The sequence below is a fragment of the Streptomyces sp. cg40 genome (assembly GCF_050320165.1).
GTDB classification, from domain to species: domain Bacteria; phylum Actinomycetota; class Actinomycetes; order Streptomycetales; family Streptomycetaceae; genus Streptomyces; species Streptomyces hokutonensis.
In genome coordinates this window covers 7,143,666-7,161,387 of record NZ_CP190128.1, presented here as the reverse complement: position 1 = coordinate 7,161,387, position 17,722 = coordinate 7,143,666, and the positions used below count along the sequence as shown (strand labels likewise).

Sequence of the window (17,722 nt, the reverse complement as noted above, 5' to 3'; positions counted from 1 at the left end):
GCCCTACGTCGACCGCCCGAACCCGATCGTCGGCACCGCCCGCCGCAGTGGCCAGGGGCTGGCCTCGTCCTGTTCCTCGGGGACGAGGCCGGCCAGGAAGGCGTACCGGTGCAGGGCCGTCGGGTCCTGGCCCTCGACGGACTGGACCTTGCGCCACCAGGCGCCGATCTCGGACCAGCCGGGGGCGGAGAGGGAGCCGCCGAACTCCTGGACGGAGAGGGCGGCGGTGAGGCCGGCGAAGGCGAGGCGGTCGGCGAGCGGCCAGCCGGCCAGGGTGCCGGTGACGAAGCCGGCCACGAAGACGTCGCCGGCGCCCGTGGGGTCGAGGGCCTCGACGGCGATGGCGGGGACGGACGCGGACTCACCGGTGCGGCGGTCCACGGCGTAGGCGCCGTCCGCGCCGAGGGTGACGACGGCGAGCGGTACGTGTTCGGTGAGGGCGTGGGCGGCGGCGCGGGGGCAGTCGGCGCCGGTGTAGCGCATGGCTTCCTCGGCGTTCGGGAGGAAGGCCTCGCAGTGGGCGAGGTCGGCGAGTCCGGCGAGGTCCCAGGCTCCGGTCTCGTCCCAGCCGACGTCGGCGAAGATCCGGGTGCCCTCGCTCGCGGCCTGGGCGACCCAGGGGGCCTGCTTGCCGGGGGTGAGGGAGGCGACGGCGGCACGCGCACGGGGCGGGCAGTCGGGGGCGCCGCCTTCGCTGAACTCGGTCTCCGGGGGCGGCTCGTGGCCGTGGGAGACCATCGTGCGTTCGCCCTCGTAGGCCATCGACACGGTGACCGGGGAGTGCCAGCCGGGTACCGAGCGGGAGGCGGAGAGGTCGATGCCCTCGCCCTGTTCCAGCGCGTCCCAGCAGTACTCGCCGTAGTGGTCGTCGCCGAAGGCCGCGGCGAGGGAGGTGCGCAGGCCGAGGCGGGCGAGCGCGGTGGCCATGTTCGCCACTCCGCCGGGGCTGGAGCCCATGCCGCGGGCCCAGGACTCGGTGCCGCGCACGGGGGCGGTTTCGAGGCCGGTGAAGATGATGTCGAGGAAGACGGTGCCGGTGAGGTACACGTCCCAGGGCGGGTCGTCCGGCGCGCGCAGTCCGGCGAGGGGGTCGACCTGGGCGGGACAGGATCTCCTCTCCCGGTCGGCCTCCCGGTCGCCCTCCTGGTCGGCCGACGATCCCTTTCCGGTGGACGCGGTCACGGTGCGCTCCCTGACGTGATGCGGATCAGGCCAGTGTGCACCACCACGCACGTATGAGGGCGGCTCCCGCTCCGGACCCGCCCGTCGCGCCGGTGTCGGGAACCGCAGGTCCGGGCCGTACGGCGGCGCGCGAACGCCCCTCGGCCGCCCGTGACGGGCACGTCCGGATCCGGTCACGCGGTTCCTACCAGCGGGGCATCGAGGGGGTGACCCACTCCGGGTCGGTGATCCGCATCGCCGCCGCGTCGTCGCGCTCGCGCAGGGCTCCGTCGTCGTCGAGCCACCGCCGATGCAGCAACTGGAGCTTGGCGCGGTCGAGTTCGACGCCGAGGCCGGGCGCGTCGGAGACGGTGACCTTGGCGTCGGTGAAGGTGAGGCGCTCGGTGAGGACGTCCTCGGACTGCCAGGGGTAGTGGGAGTCGCAGGCGTGGTGGAGGTTCGGCACGGTCGAGGCGACGTGGGTCATCGCGGCGAGGCTGATGCCGAGGTGGGTGTTGGAGTGCATGGAGATGCCGACGCCGAACGTGCGGCAGATGGCGGCGAGTTGCTGGGTGTTGCGCAGTCCGCCCCAGTAGTGGTGGTCGGAGAGCACCACCTGTACGGCATCGCGCGTGAACGCCTCCTTGATCTCGGCGAAGGTCGTCACGCACATGTTGGTGGCGAGCGGCACGTCGGTCCCTGCGGACACCTCGGCCATGGCGGGGGTGCCCAGCGCCGGGTCCTCCAGGTATTCGAGGACGTCCCCGAGTTCCTTCGCCACCTTCAGTGAAGTCTCCACGGACCAGGCGCCGTTGGGGTCGAGGCGCAGAGGGTGGTCGGGGAAGGCGGCGGCCAACGCCCGTACGGCGGCGATCTCTTCGTCGGGCGGGAAGACCCCGCCCTTGAGCTTGAAGGAGGTGAAGCCGTAGCGCTCCTTGAACTTCCGCGCCTGCTCGACGACTCCGGCCGGGTCGAGGGCCGCGCCCCAGTCGTCCTTCTCGCTCGCCACGCCCTCGGGGTGGTCGGCCCACTTGTAGAACAGGTAGGCGCTGTACTCCACCGCGTCCCGCACCTTGCCGCCGAGCAGCGCGTGCACGGGGAGGCCGAGTGCCTTGCCCAGGGCGTCGAGGCAGGCGACCTCGAAGGCGGAGACGACGGACAGTCGCAGCTTGTCGGCGGTCTGGACGCCGCGCAGTCCGCCGACGTCGACCTGCGAGGAGGTCCGGGAGCTGTCGACCGCGACCTCGTCGGCGACGGTGAACAGGCCGTTGCGGTCGGAGACTTGACGGCCGATCAGTTTCTCGGCGTACGGCCGGGCCAGCTCCAGGTACTTGGTGTCGCCGTACGTCTCGCCGAGGCCGGTGATCCCGTCGGCGGTCTCGATCTCGACGATCAGGCGGGGGGTGTAGGGCTGGTGGACGCCCTGCGTGTTGAGCAGCGGCGGGTCGGCGACCAGGATCGGGGTGAGCCGGACGTCGGCGATGGTGAGGTTCACAGCGCGGCTCCTACGAGGTCGAGTCCGGTGGTGAGCAGGGCGGTGAGGTCGGCCAGGTCGGCGGCCGTGGGGTCGGTGAGCGGGGCGCGTACGGGGCCCACCGGGCGACCGCGCAGCCGGGCCGCCGCCTTGACGAGGGAGACCGCGTATCCCGGTACCCGGTCGCGGAGTTCGACGAACGGGACGTAGAACTCGCGGAGCAGTTTCTCGACCGTCTTGTCGTCGCCGTCCCGCAGCGCGGCGAAGAAGGCGTTCGCGATCTCAGGGGCGAAGGCGTGGACGGCGGAGGAGTAGGCGGGGACGCCGACGGTGCCGTAGGCGCGGGCCTGGATCTCGGCGGTGGAGGCGCCGTTGAAGAAGAGGAAGCCCTCGGGGGCGGCGAGGGTGAGGCGTTGCAGCCGGTCGAGGTCGCTGTGGCCGTCCTTGAGGCCGATGACGCCGGGGATCTCCGCGATCCGCCTCAACGAGCCTGCCGTATAGGCGACTTGGCCGCGCTGGTAGGCGATGAGCGGGAGCCGGGTGCGGGCGGCGAGTTGCCCCAGCTGGGCCACCAGGCCGTCCTGCGGGGCGGCGACGAGGTAGTGCGGGAGGACCAGGAGCGCGTCGGCGCCGGCATCCTCGGCGATGCGGGCGAAGCGGGCGGCCTGCGCCCAGCCGTAGCCGACACCGGCGACGACGGGCAGGCGGCCGGCCGCCTCCTCGACGGCGATGGTGACGACCTGCCGGTACTCGTCCTCGTCGAGCGAGAAGAACTCGCCGGTGCCGCAGGCCGGGAAGACCGCGCCGGGGCCGGTGGCGGTCTGGGCGGCGACATGGGCGCGGAAGCCGTCGGGGTCGAGGGAGCCGTCGTCGTGGAAGGAGGTGAGCGGGAAGGAGAGCACTCCGCCCGCCATCCCGTCCCGCAGCCTGCGCACCACGGTCGCCGTTTCGCCGTTCACCTGGGCCATCTCCTGGCCATCTCCCTATGTAGACATCATCCACGTATGAAGACAAAGGTTAGGTACGCGAACCGCAGCCGTCAATGGGGCCCGTCGCGCCTCGGTCACCGCTCGCTACCATCTCCCCATGTCAGAGCCCGGTGGCGTCCGCGAGGTGAAGTCCGCCGCCCGCACGGTCGAGCTGCTCGAACTGCTGGCCGCGCGCGGCGACCGTCCCGCGCGCCTCCAGGAACTCGCCGACGAACTGGGCGTCCCGCGCAGCTCGATGTACGCCCTCCTCCAGACCCTGATCGCCCACGGCTGGGTCCGCACCGACAGCACCGGCTCGCTCTACGGCATCGGCATCCACGCCCTGCTCACCGGCACCAGCTATCTGGACTCCGACCCGCGCGTGCGGACCGTACGGCCGTATCTCGACGAGGCGTCCCAGGCGCTCGGCGAGACCATCCACCTGGGCCGGCTGGACGGCCGGGACGTCGCCTACCTCGCGACGCGCGAATCCCACGAGTACCTGCGGACCATCAGCCGGGTGGGACGGCGGCTGCCCGCGCATGTCGGCGCCCTCGGCAAGGCACTGCTCGCGGAACGGGACGACGCGGAGCTGCCCGACGGGCCGTACGAGGCGGCGACCCCCAACACCCGCACCACCCGGGAGGCACTGGCCGCCGACCTCGCAGCGGTCCGCGCCCGCGGCTACTCGGTCGACCGCGAGGAGGGCGTCCTCGGCATCGTCGGCTTCGGCTTCGCGCTGCGTTACGACAACCCGCCGCTGGACGCGATCAGCTGCTCGGTCCCGGTGGTCCGGCTGACGCCGGAGCACGAGGGGGAGATCGTCTCCGTGATGCGCGAGGTCAGGGCCAAGATCGAGGCGGCGGCGCGGGCGGCCGGCGGGGCGGTCAACTGGCGTTAGCGCCGAGAATTCGCCGGGCAGCTCCACGATGTGGGCGCGCGTTTACCCGGAACTCCCCACCCCAAACAGAACGTGCCCCACATCACACCCCCCGCCCTCCTTTCGCCCTTCTTTCCCAACCGCGTGCTTGATACAAATTGCCCGCGCGTTCCTGTCCGTCGACGGTCGTCGCCCCTCCCCTGCTTGAGCCGCTTCTTCCGCATGCCCTGGGAACGCCCGTGTCCGCCCGCACCACCATGCCCTGGCCCCTCGTCGCCCTTTTCACGGCCGGGTACCTGGCCCCCTACCTCCTGCCCACCACCGTCGGCCGCCTCGACGCCGGACTTCCCCTGTCCGCCACGCAGGCCGGTGCCGTCGGGAGCGCGCTGCTGCTGAGTTCGGCGGCTGCGGGCTTCCTGCTCGTCTCGCGTATCGACCGGGTCGGCCCGCGCACCCTCGCCCGCATCGGCCTGGCCCTGGCCGTCCTCGGCTACGGCTCGGCCGCCCTCACGCACGCCGTACCCGCGGTCATCGCGGGCGCGATCGTCGGCGGCTTCGGATCGGGTACGGCCACGACGGTCGCCGCGTCCGGAATCGCCGCCGAACGCGACCCCCACCGCGCCTCCACGCTCGGCCTGTTGTGCGTGTCCGCGCTCGCGGGCGCCGTCTACCTCACGGTCCCGCACCTCGGCGCGGGCCACGGCCGGCCGCTCGCCGCGATCGCGCTGACCGCACTGGCCGTATGGCCGCTGACCGCACGCCTCCCGGTCCGTACGACGGCGACGGAGCACACGCGCGTGGAGACCGCGGGCCTCCCCCACCGCCGCGCCGGACTGGTCCTCGCCGCCACCCTGCTGTGCTGGTCCCTCGCGCAGAACTCCCTCTGGGGCGTCAGCGGACGCATCGGCCTCACCCAGGCCCACCTCTCCGAGGTCACCGTCGGCGCGGTCTTCGCCATCGCCCTCGGCACCGGCCTGGTCGGCGTCATCGGCGCGGGCGCGCTCGGCTCCCGGCTGGGCCGCGCGGTCCCGATCGGCGCGGGCACCGCGCTCATCGCGGGCTGCATCGTGCTCAGCGCGTCCGCGCACGACCTGAGGACCTTCGCGACCGGCGAGATCGCCTGGAACACCCTCTACCCGATCGTCCTGTCCTACGTCCTCGGCCTCGCCGCCTCCCTCGACCCGCGCGGCCGTTGGGCGGTCCTGGTCGGCTCGGCCTCGTCCCTGGGAACGGCGGCGGGGCCGCTCACGGGGAGTGTGCTGTCGGCGGGGGCGGGGTTCCCGGCGATGGGGGCGATCCTGGCGGCGGGGCTGATCGTGGTGGCGGTACCGATGACGGCGGTAGCGGTGGGCTCCGGCCGGCGCCGCCTACCTCAATCGATCGTCGAGATCTCTGTCGAGGCCCGGGGGGCGCGCCCCCTCAGGGGCGCGGGGAACTGCGCGACCAGCCCCCACCGGCCCGCAGTGTCAACACCCGCCTATGAGAACTCGTACGCCTCCACCTCGGCCACATAACGAGCCCGCAGCTCCTCGTCGTCCTCCAGGAAGGACGCGACGAACGAGTTGCGGGCCAACTCCCGCAACCGCTCCTCGCCCAGGCCCAGCGCCGAGCGAACCGCGTCGAAGTTGTCGCCGACGTACCCGCCGAAGTAGGCCGGATCGTCGGAGTTGACCGTGCAGAGCAGACCCGCGTCCAGCATGGCGGGCAGCGGGTGCCCGGCGAGGACGTCGACCGCGCGCAGGCGGACGTTGGAGAGCGGGCAGAGGGTGAGCGGGATGCGGTCCCGGACCAGGCGGGCGACCAGGTCCGCGTCCTCCACGCAGCGCAGCCCGTGGTCGACGCGCTCGACGCCGAGGACGTCCAGCGCCTCGGTGATGTAGGCCGGCGGGCCCTCCTCACCGGCGTGCGCGACCCGTCGCAGACCCAGCGCGGCGGCGGCCTCGTAGACCTCGCGGAACTTCACCGGCGGGTGGCCGACCTCGGCCGAGTCGAGGCCGATGCCGGTGATCCGGTGGAGGTACGGCTTGGCCGCCTCCAGGGTTGCCATGGCCGAGTCGGCGGACTCGTCGCGCAGGAAGCACATGATCAGCCGGGTAGAGATGCCGTGGTTGGTCCCGCTGTCGCCGAGCGCCCGCCACAGGCCCTCCACCACCGTGCCCATGTCCACGCCCCGCGTGATGTGGGCCTGCGGGTCGAAGAAGATCTCCGCGTGCCGTACGCCCTGAGCGGCGGCGCGGGCGAGATAGGCGTTCGCGAGGTCCTCGAAGTCCCGCTCGGTGCGCAGGACGGCCATCAGCTCGTAGTAGAGGTTCAGGAAGGACTGGAGATCCTCGAAGAGGTACGCCTTGCGGAGCGCCTCGGTGTCCGCGTACGGCAGCGTCACGCCGTTGCGGGCGGCGAGGGCGAACGCCAGCTCGGGTTCGAGGGTGCCTTCGATGTGGAGGTGCAGTTCGGCTTTGGGGATGGGCATCGAAGTATCGTACGGGTGTTTTATCGCCGTTTCGGAACCGGCACCCTGAGTAGATCGTGCGCCACGGTCAGCTCCCCCTCGAACCCGGCCGCCCGCGCCTGCCGCTCGAACTCCTCCGGCTCGGAGTAGCGCTGGCTGAAGTGGGTGAGGACGAGGTGGCGGACGCCGGCGTCCCGCGCCACCCTGGCCGCCTGTCCGGCGGTCAAGTGGCCATGGTCCACGGCCAGTTGCTCGTCCTCGTCCAGGAACGTGGACTCGATCGCCAGGAGGTCGCAGCCTTCCGCGAGGGCATGTACTCCGTCACAGAGACGGGTGTCCATGACGAACGCGAACCGCTGCCCGCTCCGTACCTCGCTGACGTCGTCCAACGTGACATCACCGATGGCGCCCTCGCGCTGGATGCGGCCCACGTCCGGGCCCTTGATGCCGTGCGCGGCGAGACGGTCGGAGAGCATGCGGCGGCCGTCGGGTTCGGTGAGGCGGTAGCCGTAGGACTCGACGGGGTGGGAGAGCTTGTGGGTCTCCAGGGTGTAGTTCCCCGTGGTGGCGATCACTCCGTCCGCCGCCACCGGGGACTCCGTGATGCCGACCGTCTCGCGGTACGCCGTGGCGTAGCGCAGGCGGTCGAAGAAGTGCTGGCCCGAGCGCGGGTAGTGCGCGGTGACCGGGTGCGGGACGCGGTCCAGGTTGATGCGCTGGATGACGCCCGCGAGGCCGAGGGAGTGGTCGCCGTGGAAGTGGGTGACGCAGATCCGGTTGAGGTCGTGCGCGGCGACCCCGGCGCGGAGCATCTGGCGCTGGGTGCCCTCTCCGGGGTCGAAGAGGATGCCCTCGCCGTCCCAGCGCAGCAGGTAGCCGTTGTGGTTGCGGTGGCGGGTGGGGACCTGGCTCGCGGTGCCGAGGATCACCAATTCACGTACGGACACGGTGAGTCACCCGGGGGGCCACTGCATGCCGCGGCCGCCCATGACGTGGGCGTGGGCGTGGAACACGGTCTGGCCCACGCCGGTGCCCGTGTTGAAAATGACGCGGTAGCTGTCGAGCTTCTCGTCGGTCGCCACCTCGCCCGCCTCGCGCAGGACGTCGGCGGCGATCGTCGGCTCGGCGGCGGCGAGGGAGGCGGCGTCGGGGTAGTGGACGCGGGGGATCACCAGGACGTGGGTCGGGGCCTGGGGGTTGATGTCCCGGAACGCGACGGTGGTGTCCGTTTCGCGGACGATCGTCGCCGGGATGTGGCCCTCTACGATCTTGCAGAACAGGCAGTCGTTCTGCGGTTCCCCTGGCATGTGGGATCCCCTTCGGAAGGTGAGCGGCGTTTTACGGTGGGCATCGTATCGTCGTTGAGTGCGGGTGCGTTGTGGCTGGTCGCGCAGTTCCCCGCGCCCCTAAGTCGGCAAGCCTGGCGGGGTTTTTGCGGGAACGGTCTCCAGTTTCTCCAGCGCCAGGCGGATTGCTTCGTCCAGCTGGGTGTCCCTGCCCGCCGCATAATCCTGAGGCCTCTGCACCACCTCGACGTCCGGGTCTACGCCATGGTTCTCAACACCCCACCCATAACCCTCAAGCCAGAACGCGTACTTGGGCTGGGTGACGAGTGTGCCGTCGACCAAGCGGTATCTGCTGTCGATGCCGATCACTCCGCCCCACGTACGCGTGCCGACCACCGGACCGATCCCCAACGCCTTGATCGCCGCGTTGACGATGTCGCCGTCGGAGCCGGAGAACTCGTTGGCCACGGCTACGACCGGGCCGCGAGGGGCGTCCTCGGGGTAGCTGTACGGGCGCATGCCTCGCGGCAGGTCCCAGCCGACGATGCGGCGGGCCAGCTTCTCCACGACCAGTTGCGAGGTGTGGCCGCCCCGGTTGTAGCGGACGTCGACCACCAGGCCCTCGCGGGCCACCTCCACGCGCAGGTCGCGGTGGATCTGGGCCCAGCCGGGGGCCTGCATGTCGGGGACGTGGAGGTAGCCGAGGCGGCCGCCGGACTGCTCGTGGACGTAGGCGCGGCGGTCGGCGACCCAGGCGTGGTAGTAGAGGGGTTCCTCGTCGGCGAGGGGGACGACGACCGCGTGGCGGGGGTCGCCGCCGCCGGCCGGGGAGATGGTCAGCTCGATGGGCTTGCCCGCTGTCCCGACCAGGAGGGGGGCCGGTCCCGTTACCGGGTCGACCAGTTGGCCGGCCACGGCGAGGATCGCGTCGCCCGGGCGGACGGCGACTCCGGGTGCGGCGAGCGGGGCGCGGGCCGCCGGGTCGGAGGTCTCGGAGGGCAGGACGCGGTCGATACGCCAACTGCCGTCCTCGTGGCGGGAGATGTCGGCGCCGAGGAGTCCCTGGCGTTCGCCGTTGCCGTAGCCGCCGCGCGGGGTGACGTAGGCGTGCGAGGTGCCGAGTTCGCCGTGCACCTCCCAGAGGAGGTCGACGAGGTCGTCGTGGGTGGCGACGCGGTCGAGGATCGGGCGGTAGCGGTCGAGGACGCCGTTCCAGTCGACGCCGCTCATGTCGGGGCGCCAGAAGTTGTCGCGCATGATGCGGCCGGTCTCGTCGAACATCTGGCGCCATTCGGCGGCCGGGTCGACGGTCTGGCGGATGCGGGAGAGGTCGACGTTGATGTTCGAGTCGCTGTCGTCGTCCTCGGAGGAGGCGCGGCGGTCGCTGGGGACGACCCGCAGTTTGTGGTCGGTGCGCAGCAGGACGCGTTTGCCGTCGCCGCTGACCTCGAAGTGCTCGGCGTCCCCGGCGAGGTGCTCGATGCGCTGCTGGGCGAGGTCGTAGCGCTCCAACTCGGTTTTGGGGTCCGGGTCTTCGGGGGTCGCGCGGGTGGCGCCGAGGACGCCCTGCACGGGGTGGCGCAGCCACAGGACGCCGTCCTTGGCGGCGCGCAGGTTGGAGTAGCGGCCGGCCTCGACGGGGAACGGGACGATGCGGTCGGCGAGGCCTTCGAGGTCGATACGGGTGGTGGGGCGGCCCTCGCTGTCGGGGGTCTCGTCCTTGTCGGGGGCCTCGAAGGGGCGGCCGTGGCGCTGCGGTCCGAAGGGGGACGGGGTGGTCGCGGCGAGGGTGATCAGGTGCGGGCGGTCGCCGACCACGAAGGCGAGGTCGAAGACGTGTTCGTCGTAGACCGGGTCGAAGGAGCGGGTGGAGAGGAAGACCAGGTGCTTGCCGTCGAGGGTGAAGGCGGGGGCGTAGTCCTGGAAGCGGAGCGGGGTCGCCTCGGTGACCGACAGGTCGGTGGTGTTGGCGAGTCTGAGCTGGCGCAGCGGGCGCGGACCGGGGTGCGACCAGGCGAGCCAGGCCGAGTCCGGGGAGAAGGCGAGGCCCGATACATCGCCGTCCTCGCTGCGGTCGACCTCGCGGACCTCGCCGGTCTCGCGCTCGATGAGGAGGACGCGGCCGTCGTGCGAGGCGACGGCGACACGGCCGCCGTCGGGGGCGACGGTGAGCGCGAGAACGCGGCCGAGCTGTCCGGCGGCGATACGGCGCGCGGTGGCGCCGGGGGCGAGGCCGGTGGCGGGGGCGAACTCCAGGGCGTCGTCGCCCTCGGCGTCCGTCACCCACACCACCCATTCCTCGCCGTCGACGCGGAAGGTGTGGGGCAGCCGGGCGCGGACGCCGGGGGTGGCGGCGAGCGCGCGGGCGGGGCCGGCGCGGTGGGTGATCCAGTGGACGGTGCCGCGGACGGCGACGGCGCTGCCGCGCGCGGTGTGGTCGGGCGACGCGGAGGCGAACCAGCGGGCGGCGGACACCGGGAAGGGCTGCTGGTCGGTGCGCTGTCCGCCGAGCCGGATGTCGAGGCGGCGCGGTTCGGCGCCGTCCAGGTCGTCGAGGAGCCAGAGTTCACCGGCGGAGGAGTAGATGATGCGGGTGCCGTCGCCGGACGCGTGGCGGGCGTAGAAGCCGTCGAGGGGGGTGTGGCGGCGGAGGTCGGTGCCGTCGGCGAGGGAGGAGTAGAGGGCGCCGGTGCCCTCGTGGTCGGAGAGGAACGCGATCCTCTCCCCCGCCCACACCGGGTACTCGATGTTGCCGTCCAACTCCTCGTGCAGGCGCGTGAATTCGCCGTCGCCCTCGCGGTCGATCCACAGCTTGCCCGCGGTGCCGCCCCGGTAGCGCTTCCACCAGGCGGCCTCGCGGCCCATGGGGGCGGAGAGCAGCACGGTGGCGGCGGGGCCGATGGCGACATCGCCGACGGGCCCGTACGGCAGGGTGGTTGCCGGTCCGCCGTCCAGCGGGATCGCGCGGGCCCAGCTGCGGCGGAGGTTCGCCTGGCCGTGGGTGCTGATGGCGAGGACCTGGCCGTCCGCCGTCCAGCCGCGCACCTGGGTGCGTGAACTGCCCCAGTGGGTGAGGCGTTTGGCGGGTCCGCCGTCGACCGGGGCGATGTGCACCTCGGGGGCGCCGTCCCGGGTGGAGGTCCAGGCGACGGTGGTGCCGTCGGGCGAGATGCGCGGGTGGGTCACCGGCACGTTCTCGGCGCTGGCCCGCCAGGCCCGGCCGCCGTCGAGGGGGGCCAGCCACACGTCGTCCTCGGCGGTGAAGGCGATCAACTCGCCGTGCAGGTGCGGGAAGCGGAGATAGGCCTGGAGACCGGCCTGGGCTGCGGACGCTGAGGGCTGAGTCACCTGATCAGCGTATGCAGCGGCGGCCTGTGAAGACAGCGGTTTGGATCACTTGCCCGCTATGGAAGGGTCCTCACTTGCCCTCCACGGGCCAGCAGGTCGGGTCGCCCTTGCACCAGATGGTCTTGGTGACCGTGACCGTGACGGTCGGTCCGGGGCCGTAGGTGAGGCTCGGGTTCGGGTTGCTCACGGACGAGGGTGTCGCCGCGTTGCAGTCGCCGAGCCCGGTCACGTGGAACACCTGTTTGCCGCCCACCTTGGCGACCAGGTCGCCGCGCACACAGGCGCCGTCGACGGCCCGGGTGACCTTGCCGGTGACGGTGATGTCCCGGTTGTCGTTCGTCTGCCCCTGGCAGTCCACGGAGATGACGGTGGACTCGGTCGGCGAGGGTGTCCTGCCGGGCGTGTAGGCCTTGTTGCCGCTGCCGTAGTTGCCCGTGCAGGTCAGATAGCGGACGCTCACATGGTCCCGCTTGAGCTCCGCGGTCGCCGTCTTGTCGGTGGTGTACGCGACGGTCGCCGCGCTGAGATCACCCGGCTGGCACGCGACGACCCCGCCCACGGACACCATCGCGAGCCCCGCCACGGCGGCCACCCGCCGTCCGCGGGGCCGACGCCAGTTCTGCCTCAACGCCCCCATGGACGGCAGCCTGCCACCGTCGGGGCGCACACGGAAGAGCGCATACGGCCACCCGTGCGCCGGGGGCGCGGTCACCGGCGCACGATCGTCAGCCCCGGAGCAGCAGCCACTCCTGAAGCTCCACCACATTGCCCTCGGGGTCCTTGAGATGCGCGACCCGCATCCGGTCGGTCATCGGCGCGGGACCGTGGAGAAGGGCCGCCCCCCGGTCGGTGATCTGCTCGCAGTACGCGTCCAGGTCGTCGACCCGCAGCACCACCAGCGAGCGGTGCCCGGTCACCGACTCCCCCAGCTCGCCGAGGACTTGGGCCATCATCACCCGGTCCTGGAGCGCGATCCCGGCCGACCCGACGGCCGGGCTGAACTTCTCGTACGGCCCCTCGGTCGCGCCCGACTGCGGCTTCAGGCCCAGGACTTCGGCGTAGAAGCGGTAGCAGGCGGCGAAGTCGGTGACGAGCAGCCTCACTTGGGCGAGTTCCACGACGGTCTCCCCTCGTTCAGGACCAGCGTCCCGTACGGCCCATGAGCAGGGCCGCCGCCGCCGTCCCGGCGGTCGATGTGCGCAGCACGGTGGGCCCGAGCCGGTAGGCCTTCGCCCCGGCCTCCCCGAAGAGCGCCAACTCCTCGGGCGAGACGCCCCCTTCGGGGCCCACGACCAGCACGATCTCACCCTCGACGGGGAGTTCGGCGGTGGCGAGGCGCTCGCTGCCGTACGCGCGGTCCTCGTGGAGTACGGCGGCGAAGTCGGCTTTGGCGAGAAGTGCGGCAACCTGTTTGCTCGTTGCCGCGTCCGCGACCTCCGGGAAGCGCAGCCGGCGGGACTGCTTACCGGCCTCGCGGGCGGTGGCCCGCCACTTCGCGAGGGCCTTCAGACCGCGCTCGCCCTTCCACTGCGTGATGCAACGGGAGGCCGCCCAGGGGACGATGGCGTCGACGCCGGTCTCGGTCATCGTCTCCACGGCCAGTTCGCCGCGGTCGCCCTTGGGGAGGGCCTGGACGACGGTGATGCGGGGCTGTTCCCGAGGCTCCTCGAAGACGGTCGAGCCGAGGACGACGAGACGGTCCTTGCCCTCCACGGTCTTGACGACGCCCTCCAGATACCGGCCGCGCCCGTCGGTGAGCGTGATGTCCTCACCCGGCCGCAGGCGCTTCACCGAGACCGCGTGCCGCCCCTCGGGGCCGTCGAGGACGACCTCGCCGCCGCTGAAGTCCGGGATCACCAGGGGGTCGAGGATGAACACCGCAGCGGTCATCGGAGCTCACCCCCGGCCGACAACGCTGTCCGGGCGGAGGTCAGTTCGGCGACCAGTACCTCGACCAGCCGGCCGGCCGGCAGCTCGCGTGCCATGCGGTGGCCCTGTCCGGCCCACAGCGCCATGCCCTGCGCGTCACCGGCCGCGGCGGCCTGCTTGCGGAGCGGGGAGGTGAGGTGGTGGACCTCGGGGTACGCGGCGGGCGCGTACGGGCCGTGCTCGCGCATGAAGCGGTTGACCAGGCCGCGGGCCGGGCGGCCGGAGAACGCGCGGGTCAACTCGGTACGCGTGAAAAGGGGGTTGGTGAGTGCCTGCTTGTGCACGGTGTTCGCCGCGGACTCGGGGGTGGCGAGGAACGCGGTGCCGAGCTGGGCCGCGCTCGCGCCCGCCGCGAGGGCGGCGGCGATCTGGCTGCCGCGCATCAGACCGCCGGCGGCGACGATCGGGAGGCTCACGGTCTCGCGGATCTGGGCGACCAGGGAGAGCAGTCCGATGCCGGAACCGTCGTTCTCCGGGAGGTCGCGGTGGGTGCCCTGGTGGCCGCCGGCCTCGATGCCCTGCGCGATCACCGCGTCGGCGCCGGCCCGCTCCACGGCGAGGGCCTCCTCGGCGGTGGTGGCGGTGACGAGGGTGAAGGTTCCTGCCCGGCGCAGCGAGTCCAGCACCTCGCGGGTGGGGACGCCGAAGTGGAAGGAGGCGAAGGACACCGGGTTGTCGAGCAGGACGGACAGCTTCGCGTCGTAGCCGTCCTCGCGGCCGCTGTCCGGGTCGCCGAGTTCCGTCTCGTACCAGGCGGCCTCGCCGGCCAGCTGGTGGGCGTAGACGTCGACCGCCGCCTTGTCCGCGTACTCGGGCTGGGGCATGAAGAGGTTCACGCCGAAGGGGCGGGACGTCAGGCTCCGCAGCTGCTTGATCTCCTGGTACATGCCGTCGGCTGTTTTGTACCCGGCGGCGAGGAATCCCAGCCCGCCGGCCTCGGACACGGCGGCCGCGAGGCGCGGTACGGAGACACCGCCCGCCATGGGGGCCTGCACGATCGGATGAGGGAAGAGATCGGTCAGTGCGGAGGACATGACGGCATGTTGTCACGTCCTCCGAACAAGTCCGAATCCGGCCTTCCGCCGGGCATAGTCCAACTGCATGCCCGCGCGGAGGCCGGTTCGACGGCCGGTTCGACGATCGGTTCGGATCGGTTCGACGACCGGTTCAGCGGCCGTTGAAGGCGTCCTTCAACCGCGAGAACAGCCCCTGCTGCCCGGGCTGGAACTGCCCGAGTGGCCGCTCCTCGCCGCGCAGTTTCGCCAGTTCCCGCAGGAGTCGTTCCTGCTCCACGTCGAGCTTGGTCGGGGTGGTGACCTCGACGTGCACGATGAGGTCGCCCCGGCCGCCGCCGCGCAGATGCGTGATGCCCCGGGTGTGCAGCGGGATCGACTGGCCGGACTGGGTGCCCGGGCGGATGTCGACCTCCTCCATGCCGTCCAGCGTCTCCAACGGCACCTTCGTGCCCAGGGACGCCGCCGTCATCGGGATCGTCACCGTGCAGTGCAGATCGTCGCCGCGCCGCTGGAACGTGGAGTGCGGCAGCTCGTGGATCTCGACGTACAGGTCACCGGCGGGGCCGCCGCCGGGGCCGACCTCGCCCTCGCCCGCGAGCTGGATCCGTGTGCCGTTGTCGACACCGGCCGGGATCTTGACCGTGAGCGTGCGCCGCGAGCGGACGCGGCCGTCGCCGGCGCACTCCGGGCACGGCGTCGGCACGACGGTGCCGAAGCCCTGGCACTGCGGGCACGGACGGGACGTCATGACCTGGCCCAGGAAGGACCGCGTCACCTGCGACACCTCGCCGCGACCGCGGCACATGTCGCAGGTCTGGGCGGAGGTGCCGGGGGCGGCGCCCTCGCCGTTGCAGGTGTTGCAGACGACGGCCGTGTCGACCTGGATGTCCTTCGTGGTGCCGAAGGCCGCCTCGTCCAGCTCGATCTCCAGCCGGATCATGGCGTCCTGGCCGCGGCGGGTGCGCGAGCGCGGTCCGCGCTGCGAGGCCGTGCCGAAGAACGCGTCCATGATGTCCGAGAAGTTCCCGAAGCCGCCCGCGCCGAAGCCGCCGGCTCCGCCGCCGCCCGCCTGCGAGAGGGGGTCGCCGCCGAGGTCGTAGACCTGCTTCTTCTGCGGGTCCGAGAGCACCTCGTAGGCGGCGTTGATCTCCTTGAACCGCTCCTGGGTCTTCGGGTCCGGATTCACGTCCGGGTGCAGCTCGCGCGCGAGCCGGCGGAAGGCCTTCTTGATCTCATCCTGCGACGCGTCGCGACGCACGCCGAGAACGGCGTAGTAGTCCGTGGCCACTTAGGACTCCGCCAGGATCTGTCCGACGTACCGTGCCACTGCGCGTACCGCTCCCATCGTTCCCGGGTAATCCATGCGGGTCGGTCCGACCACGCCGAGCTTGGCGACTGCCTCGCCGCCCGAACCGTAGCCGACCGACACCACCGACGTGGAGTTGAGTCCCTCGTAGGCGTTCTCGTGACCGATCCGTACGGTCATGCCCGAATCCCCCGCCTCACCAAGCAACTTGAGGAGGACGACCTGCTCCTCCAGGGCTTCCAGGATGGGGCGGATGGTGAGGGGAAAGTCATGTCCGAAGCGGGTGAGATTGGCGGTGCCGCCGATCATCAGCCGCTCCTCGGTCTCCTCGACGAGGGTCTCCAGGAGGGTGGAGAGCACCGTCGCGACCGTGCCGCGGTCCTCGTTCTCGAAGGCCTCCGGCAGGTCCTGCACGAGCTGCGGCACGTCCGCGAAGCGGCGGCCGGCGATCCGGCTGTTGAGCCGCGCGCGTAGATCCGCGAGCGAGGACTCCCCGAAGGGGGCCGGGCAGTCCACCATGCGCTGCTCGACCCGCCCGGTGTCGGTGATCAGCACGAGCATCACGCGCGCGGGGGCCAGCGACAGCAGCTCCACGTGCCGGACGGTCGAGCGGGTCAGCGAGGGGTACTGCACGACGGCGACCTGCCGGGTGAGCTGCGCGAGCAGCCGTACCGTACGGCCCACGACGTCGTCGAGGTCGACGGCGCCGTCGAGGAAGTTCTGGATGGCCTTGCGCTCGGGGCCGGTCATCGGCTTGACGCCGGCGAGCTTGTCGACGAACAGGCGGTAGCCCTTGTCCGTCGGGATGCGGCCGGCGCTGGTGTGCGGCTGGGCGATGTACCCCTCGTCCTCCAGGGCCGCCATGTCGTTGCGCACGGTCGCCGGGGAGACGCCGAGGCTGTGCCGCTCGGTGAGCGCCTTGGAGCCCACCGGCTCCTCGGTGCCGACATAGTCCTGGACGATGGCGCGCAGTACCTGAAGTCTGCGTTCGCTGAGCATCGCGCACACCTCCAGTTCTGCTCGCCGGTACCTTCGGTCTGCCCGTTTCCTGGCACTCTGTGCGCACGAGTGCCAGCGTTCCCCGGCCAGTGTACGGCCGTGAGGTACACCCCGGGCAAGGCCGGTCCTGCGATGTCACGCCGTGGGGTGCCGTCACCGTTAGCGTCGCCGTATGACGGTGACTTGGGAAGAGGCGGGGTGGGAGCGGCTCGCCGCGGGGGTGGGCCGGTGCCGGCTGCCTGGCTGGGACTGCACGGTCGGTCTGGTCGTCGGGGAGGGCGCGGTGCTGATGATCGACGCCGGGTCGAGTCTCGCGGAGGGCGCGCGGTTGCGTACGCAGGCGCGGGCGCTCGCCGGGCGCCCCGTGACCCGTCTCGCGCTCACCCACCCCCACTTCGACCATGTCTTCGGAGCGGCGGCGTTCGCGGACGCGGAGGTGTTCGGGGCGGCGGGCGTGGAGCGGGTACTGACGGACGAGCGGGACGCACTCCGTGGGGACGCGGTCGAAAACGGCCTCCACGCGCGCGTGGCCGACGAGGCGGTGGCCGCGCTGCCATACCCCCGTCACCTGGTGTCGGACGAGCGGACCCTGCCCCTGGGCGCCGACCGGCAGGCCCTGCTGGTGAACGTGGGCCCGGGCCACACGTCCCACGATCTCGCGGTCGTGGTGCCGGGTGATCCGACCGTTGTCTTCTGCGGCGACCTGGTCGAGGAGTCCGGCGAACCGCAGGCGGGCCCCGACGCCGTACCGTCGCACTGGCCGGCCGCCCTGGACCGTCTCCTCGGCCTGGGCGGCGAGGACGCGCTGTACGTCCCCGGTCACGGAGCGGTGGTGGACGCGGGGTTCGTGCGGGCCCAACGGGACGCGTTGGCAACGCGTTTCGGCGTGTCGTGAGGAGGGTCGGC

At 72.0% G+C, this 17,722-nt stretch carries 16 protein-coding genes; 3 read left to right on the top strand and 13 right to left on the bottom strand.

The window, feature by feature from the left end; all coding sequences use genetic code 11:
- Window positions 1-3: 3 nt before the first annotated feature.
- The 3 genes from ACQHII_RS32210 to ACQHII_RS32200 all read right to left on the bottom strand — a co-directional run bounded on the left by ACQHII_RS32210 (window position 4) and on the right by ACQHII_RS32200 (window position 3,603).
- Window positions 4-1,182: a carbohydrate kinase family protein gene (locus ACQHII_RS32210; protein WP_427922555.1), complete on the bottom strand. Its 1,179-nt coding sequence runs from the start codon at window positions 1,180-1,182 to the stop codon at window positions 4-6.
- Between the two features lie 184 nt (window positions 1,183-1,366).
- Window positions 1,367-2,656 carry a glucarate dehydratase family protein gene (locus ACQHII_RS32205; RefSeq protein ID WP_427922554.1) on the bottom strand — a complete coding sequence of 430 codons (1,290 nt, stop codon included), beginning with the start codon at window positions 2,654-2,656 and terminating at the stop codon, window positions 1,367-1,369.
- Complete coding sequence (locus ACQHII_RS32200; protein WP_427922553.1) at window positions 2,653-3,603, bottom strand: 5-dehydro-4-deoxyglucarate dehydratase; 951 nt, start codon at window positions 3,601-3,603, stop codon at window positions 2,653-2,655. The genes ACQHII_RS32205 and ACQHII_RS32200 overlap by 4 nt, the downstream gene beginning before the upstream one ends.
- Window positions 3,604-3,721: 118 nt before the next feature.
- Here ACQHII_RS32200 and ACQHII_RS32195 point away from each other — a divergent pair, with 118 nt between their 5' ends.
- Both ACQHII_RS32195 and ACQHII_RS32190 read left to right on the top strand, forming a co-directional pair.
- Window positions 3,722-4,504, top strand: a complete 783-nt coding sequence (locus tag ACQHII_RS32195; RefSeq protein WP_427922552.1) for an IclR family transcriptional regulator — start codon at window positions 3,722-3,724, stop codon at window positions 4,502-4,504.
- A 218-nt stretch (window positions 4,505-4,722) separates the two neighbouring features.
- The gene (locus ACQHII_RS32190; protein WP_427922551.1) at window positions 4,723-5,997 is read left to right on the top strand and encodes an MFS transporter; all 1,275 of its coding nucleotides are present in this window, start codon (window positions 4,723-4,725) and stop codon (window positions 5,995-5,997) included.
- Here the strand turns inward: ACQHII_RS32190 and ACQHII_RS32185 are convergent.
- The 10 genes from ACQHII_RS32185 to hrcA form a co-directional block, all read right to left on the bottom strand.
- Window positions 5,961-6,953: an adenosine deaminase gene (locus ACQHII_RS32185; RefSeq protein WP_427922550.1), complete on the bottom strand. Its 993-nt coding sequence runs from the start codon at window positions 6,951-6,953 to the stop codon at window positions 5,961-5,963. The genes ACQHII_RS32190 and ACQHII_RS32185 overlap by 37 nt on opposite strands.
- A gap of 20 nt (window positions 6,954-6,973) precedes the next feature.
- On the bottom strand, window positions 6,974-7,879 hold the full coding sequence (locus ACQHII_RS32180; RefSeq protein WP_427922549.1) for a ribonuclease Z: 906 nt from the start codon (window positions 7,877-7,879) through the stop codon (window positions 6,974-6,976).
- A 6-nt stretch (window positions 7,880-7,885) separates the two neighbouring features.
- A complete protein-coding gene (locus ACQHII_RS32175) occupies window positions 7,886-8,239 on the bottom strand; it encodes a histidine triad nucleotide-binding protein (protein WP_427922548.1) in 354 nt (117 codons plus the stop codon).
- Window positions 8,240-8,338: 99 nt separating this feature from the next.
- Complete coding sequence (locus ACQHII_RS32170) at window positions 8,339-11,566, bottom strand: S41 family peptidase (protein WP_427922547.1); 3,228 nt, start codon at window positions 11,564-11,566, stop codon at window positions 8,339-8,341.
- A 70-nt stretch (window positions 11,567-11,636) separates the two neighbouring features.
- Window positions 11,637-12,149, bottom strand: a complete 513-nt coding sequence (locus ACQHII_RS32165) for a hypothetical protein (RefSeq protein ID WP_427925457.1) — start codon at window positions 12,147-12,149, stop codon at window positions 11,637-11,639.
- 142 nt (window positions 12,150-12,291) lie between these two features.
- A complete protein-coding gene (locus tag ACQHII_RS32160) occupies window positions 12,292-12,684 on the bottom strand; it encodes a VOC family protein (protein WP_427922546.1) in 393 nt (130 codons plus the stop codon).
- 16 nt (window positions 12,685-12,700) lie between these two features.
- The gene (locus ACQHII_RS32155; protein WP_427922545.1) at window positions 12,701-13,456 is read right to left on the bottom strand and encodes a 16S rRNA (uracil(1498)-N(3))-methyltransferase; all 756 of its coding nucleotides are present in this window, start codon (window positions 13,454-13,456) and stop codon (window positions 12,701-12,703) included.
- Window positions 13,453-14,529, bottom strand: coding sequence for a nitronate monooxygenase (locus ACQHII_RS32150; RefSeq protein ID WP_427922544.1), 1,077 nt, complete (start codon window positions 14,527-14,529; stop codon window positions 13,453-13,455). The genes ACQHII_RS32155 and ACQHII_RS32150 overlap by 4 nt, the downstream gene beginning before the upstream one ends.
- A 133-nt stretch (window positions 14,530-14,662) precedes the next feature.
- Entirely contained in the window at window positions 14,663-15,799 is a 1,137-nt protein-coding gene (dnaJ, locus tag ACQHII_RS32145) for a molecular chaperone DnaJ (protein ID WP_427922543.1), read from the bottom strand.
- Window positions 15,800-16,816, bottom strand: coding sequence for a heat-inducible transcriptional repressor HrcA (gene hrcA, locus ACQHII_RS32140; RefSeq protein ID WP_019074081.1), 1,017 nt, complete (start codon window positions 16,814-16,816; stop codon window positions 15,800-15,802). It lies immediately after the preceding gene.
- A gap of 172 nt (window positions 16,817-16,988) precedes the next feature.
- Between hrcA and ACQHII_RS32135 the strand changes: the two genes are divergently transcribed.
- Window positions 16,989-17,711: an MBL fold metallo-hydrolase gene (locus ACQHII_RS32135; RefSeq protein WP_427922542.1), complete on the top strand. Its 723-nt coding sequence runs from the start codon at window positions 16,989-16,991 to the stop codon at window positions 17,709-17,711.
- The last annotated feature ends 11 nt before the right edge of the window (window positions 17,712-17,722 follow it).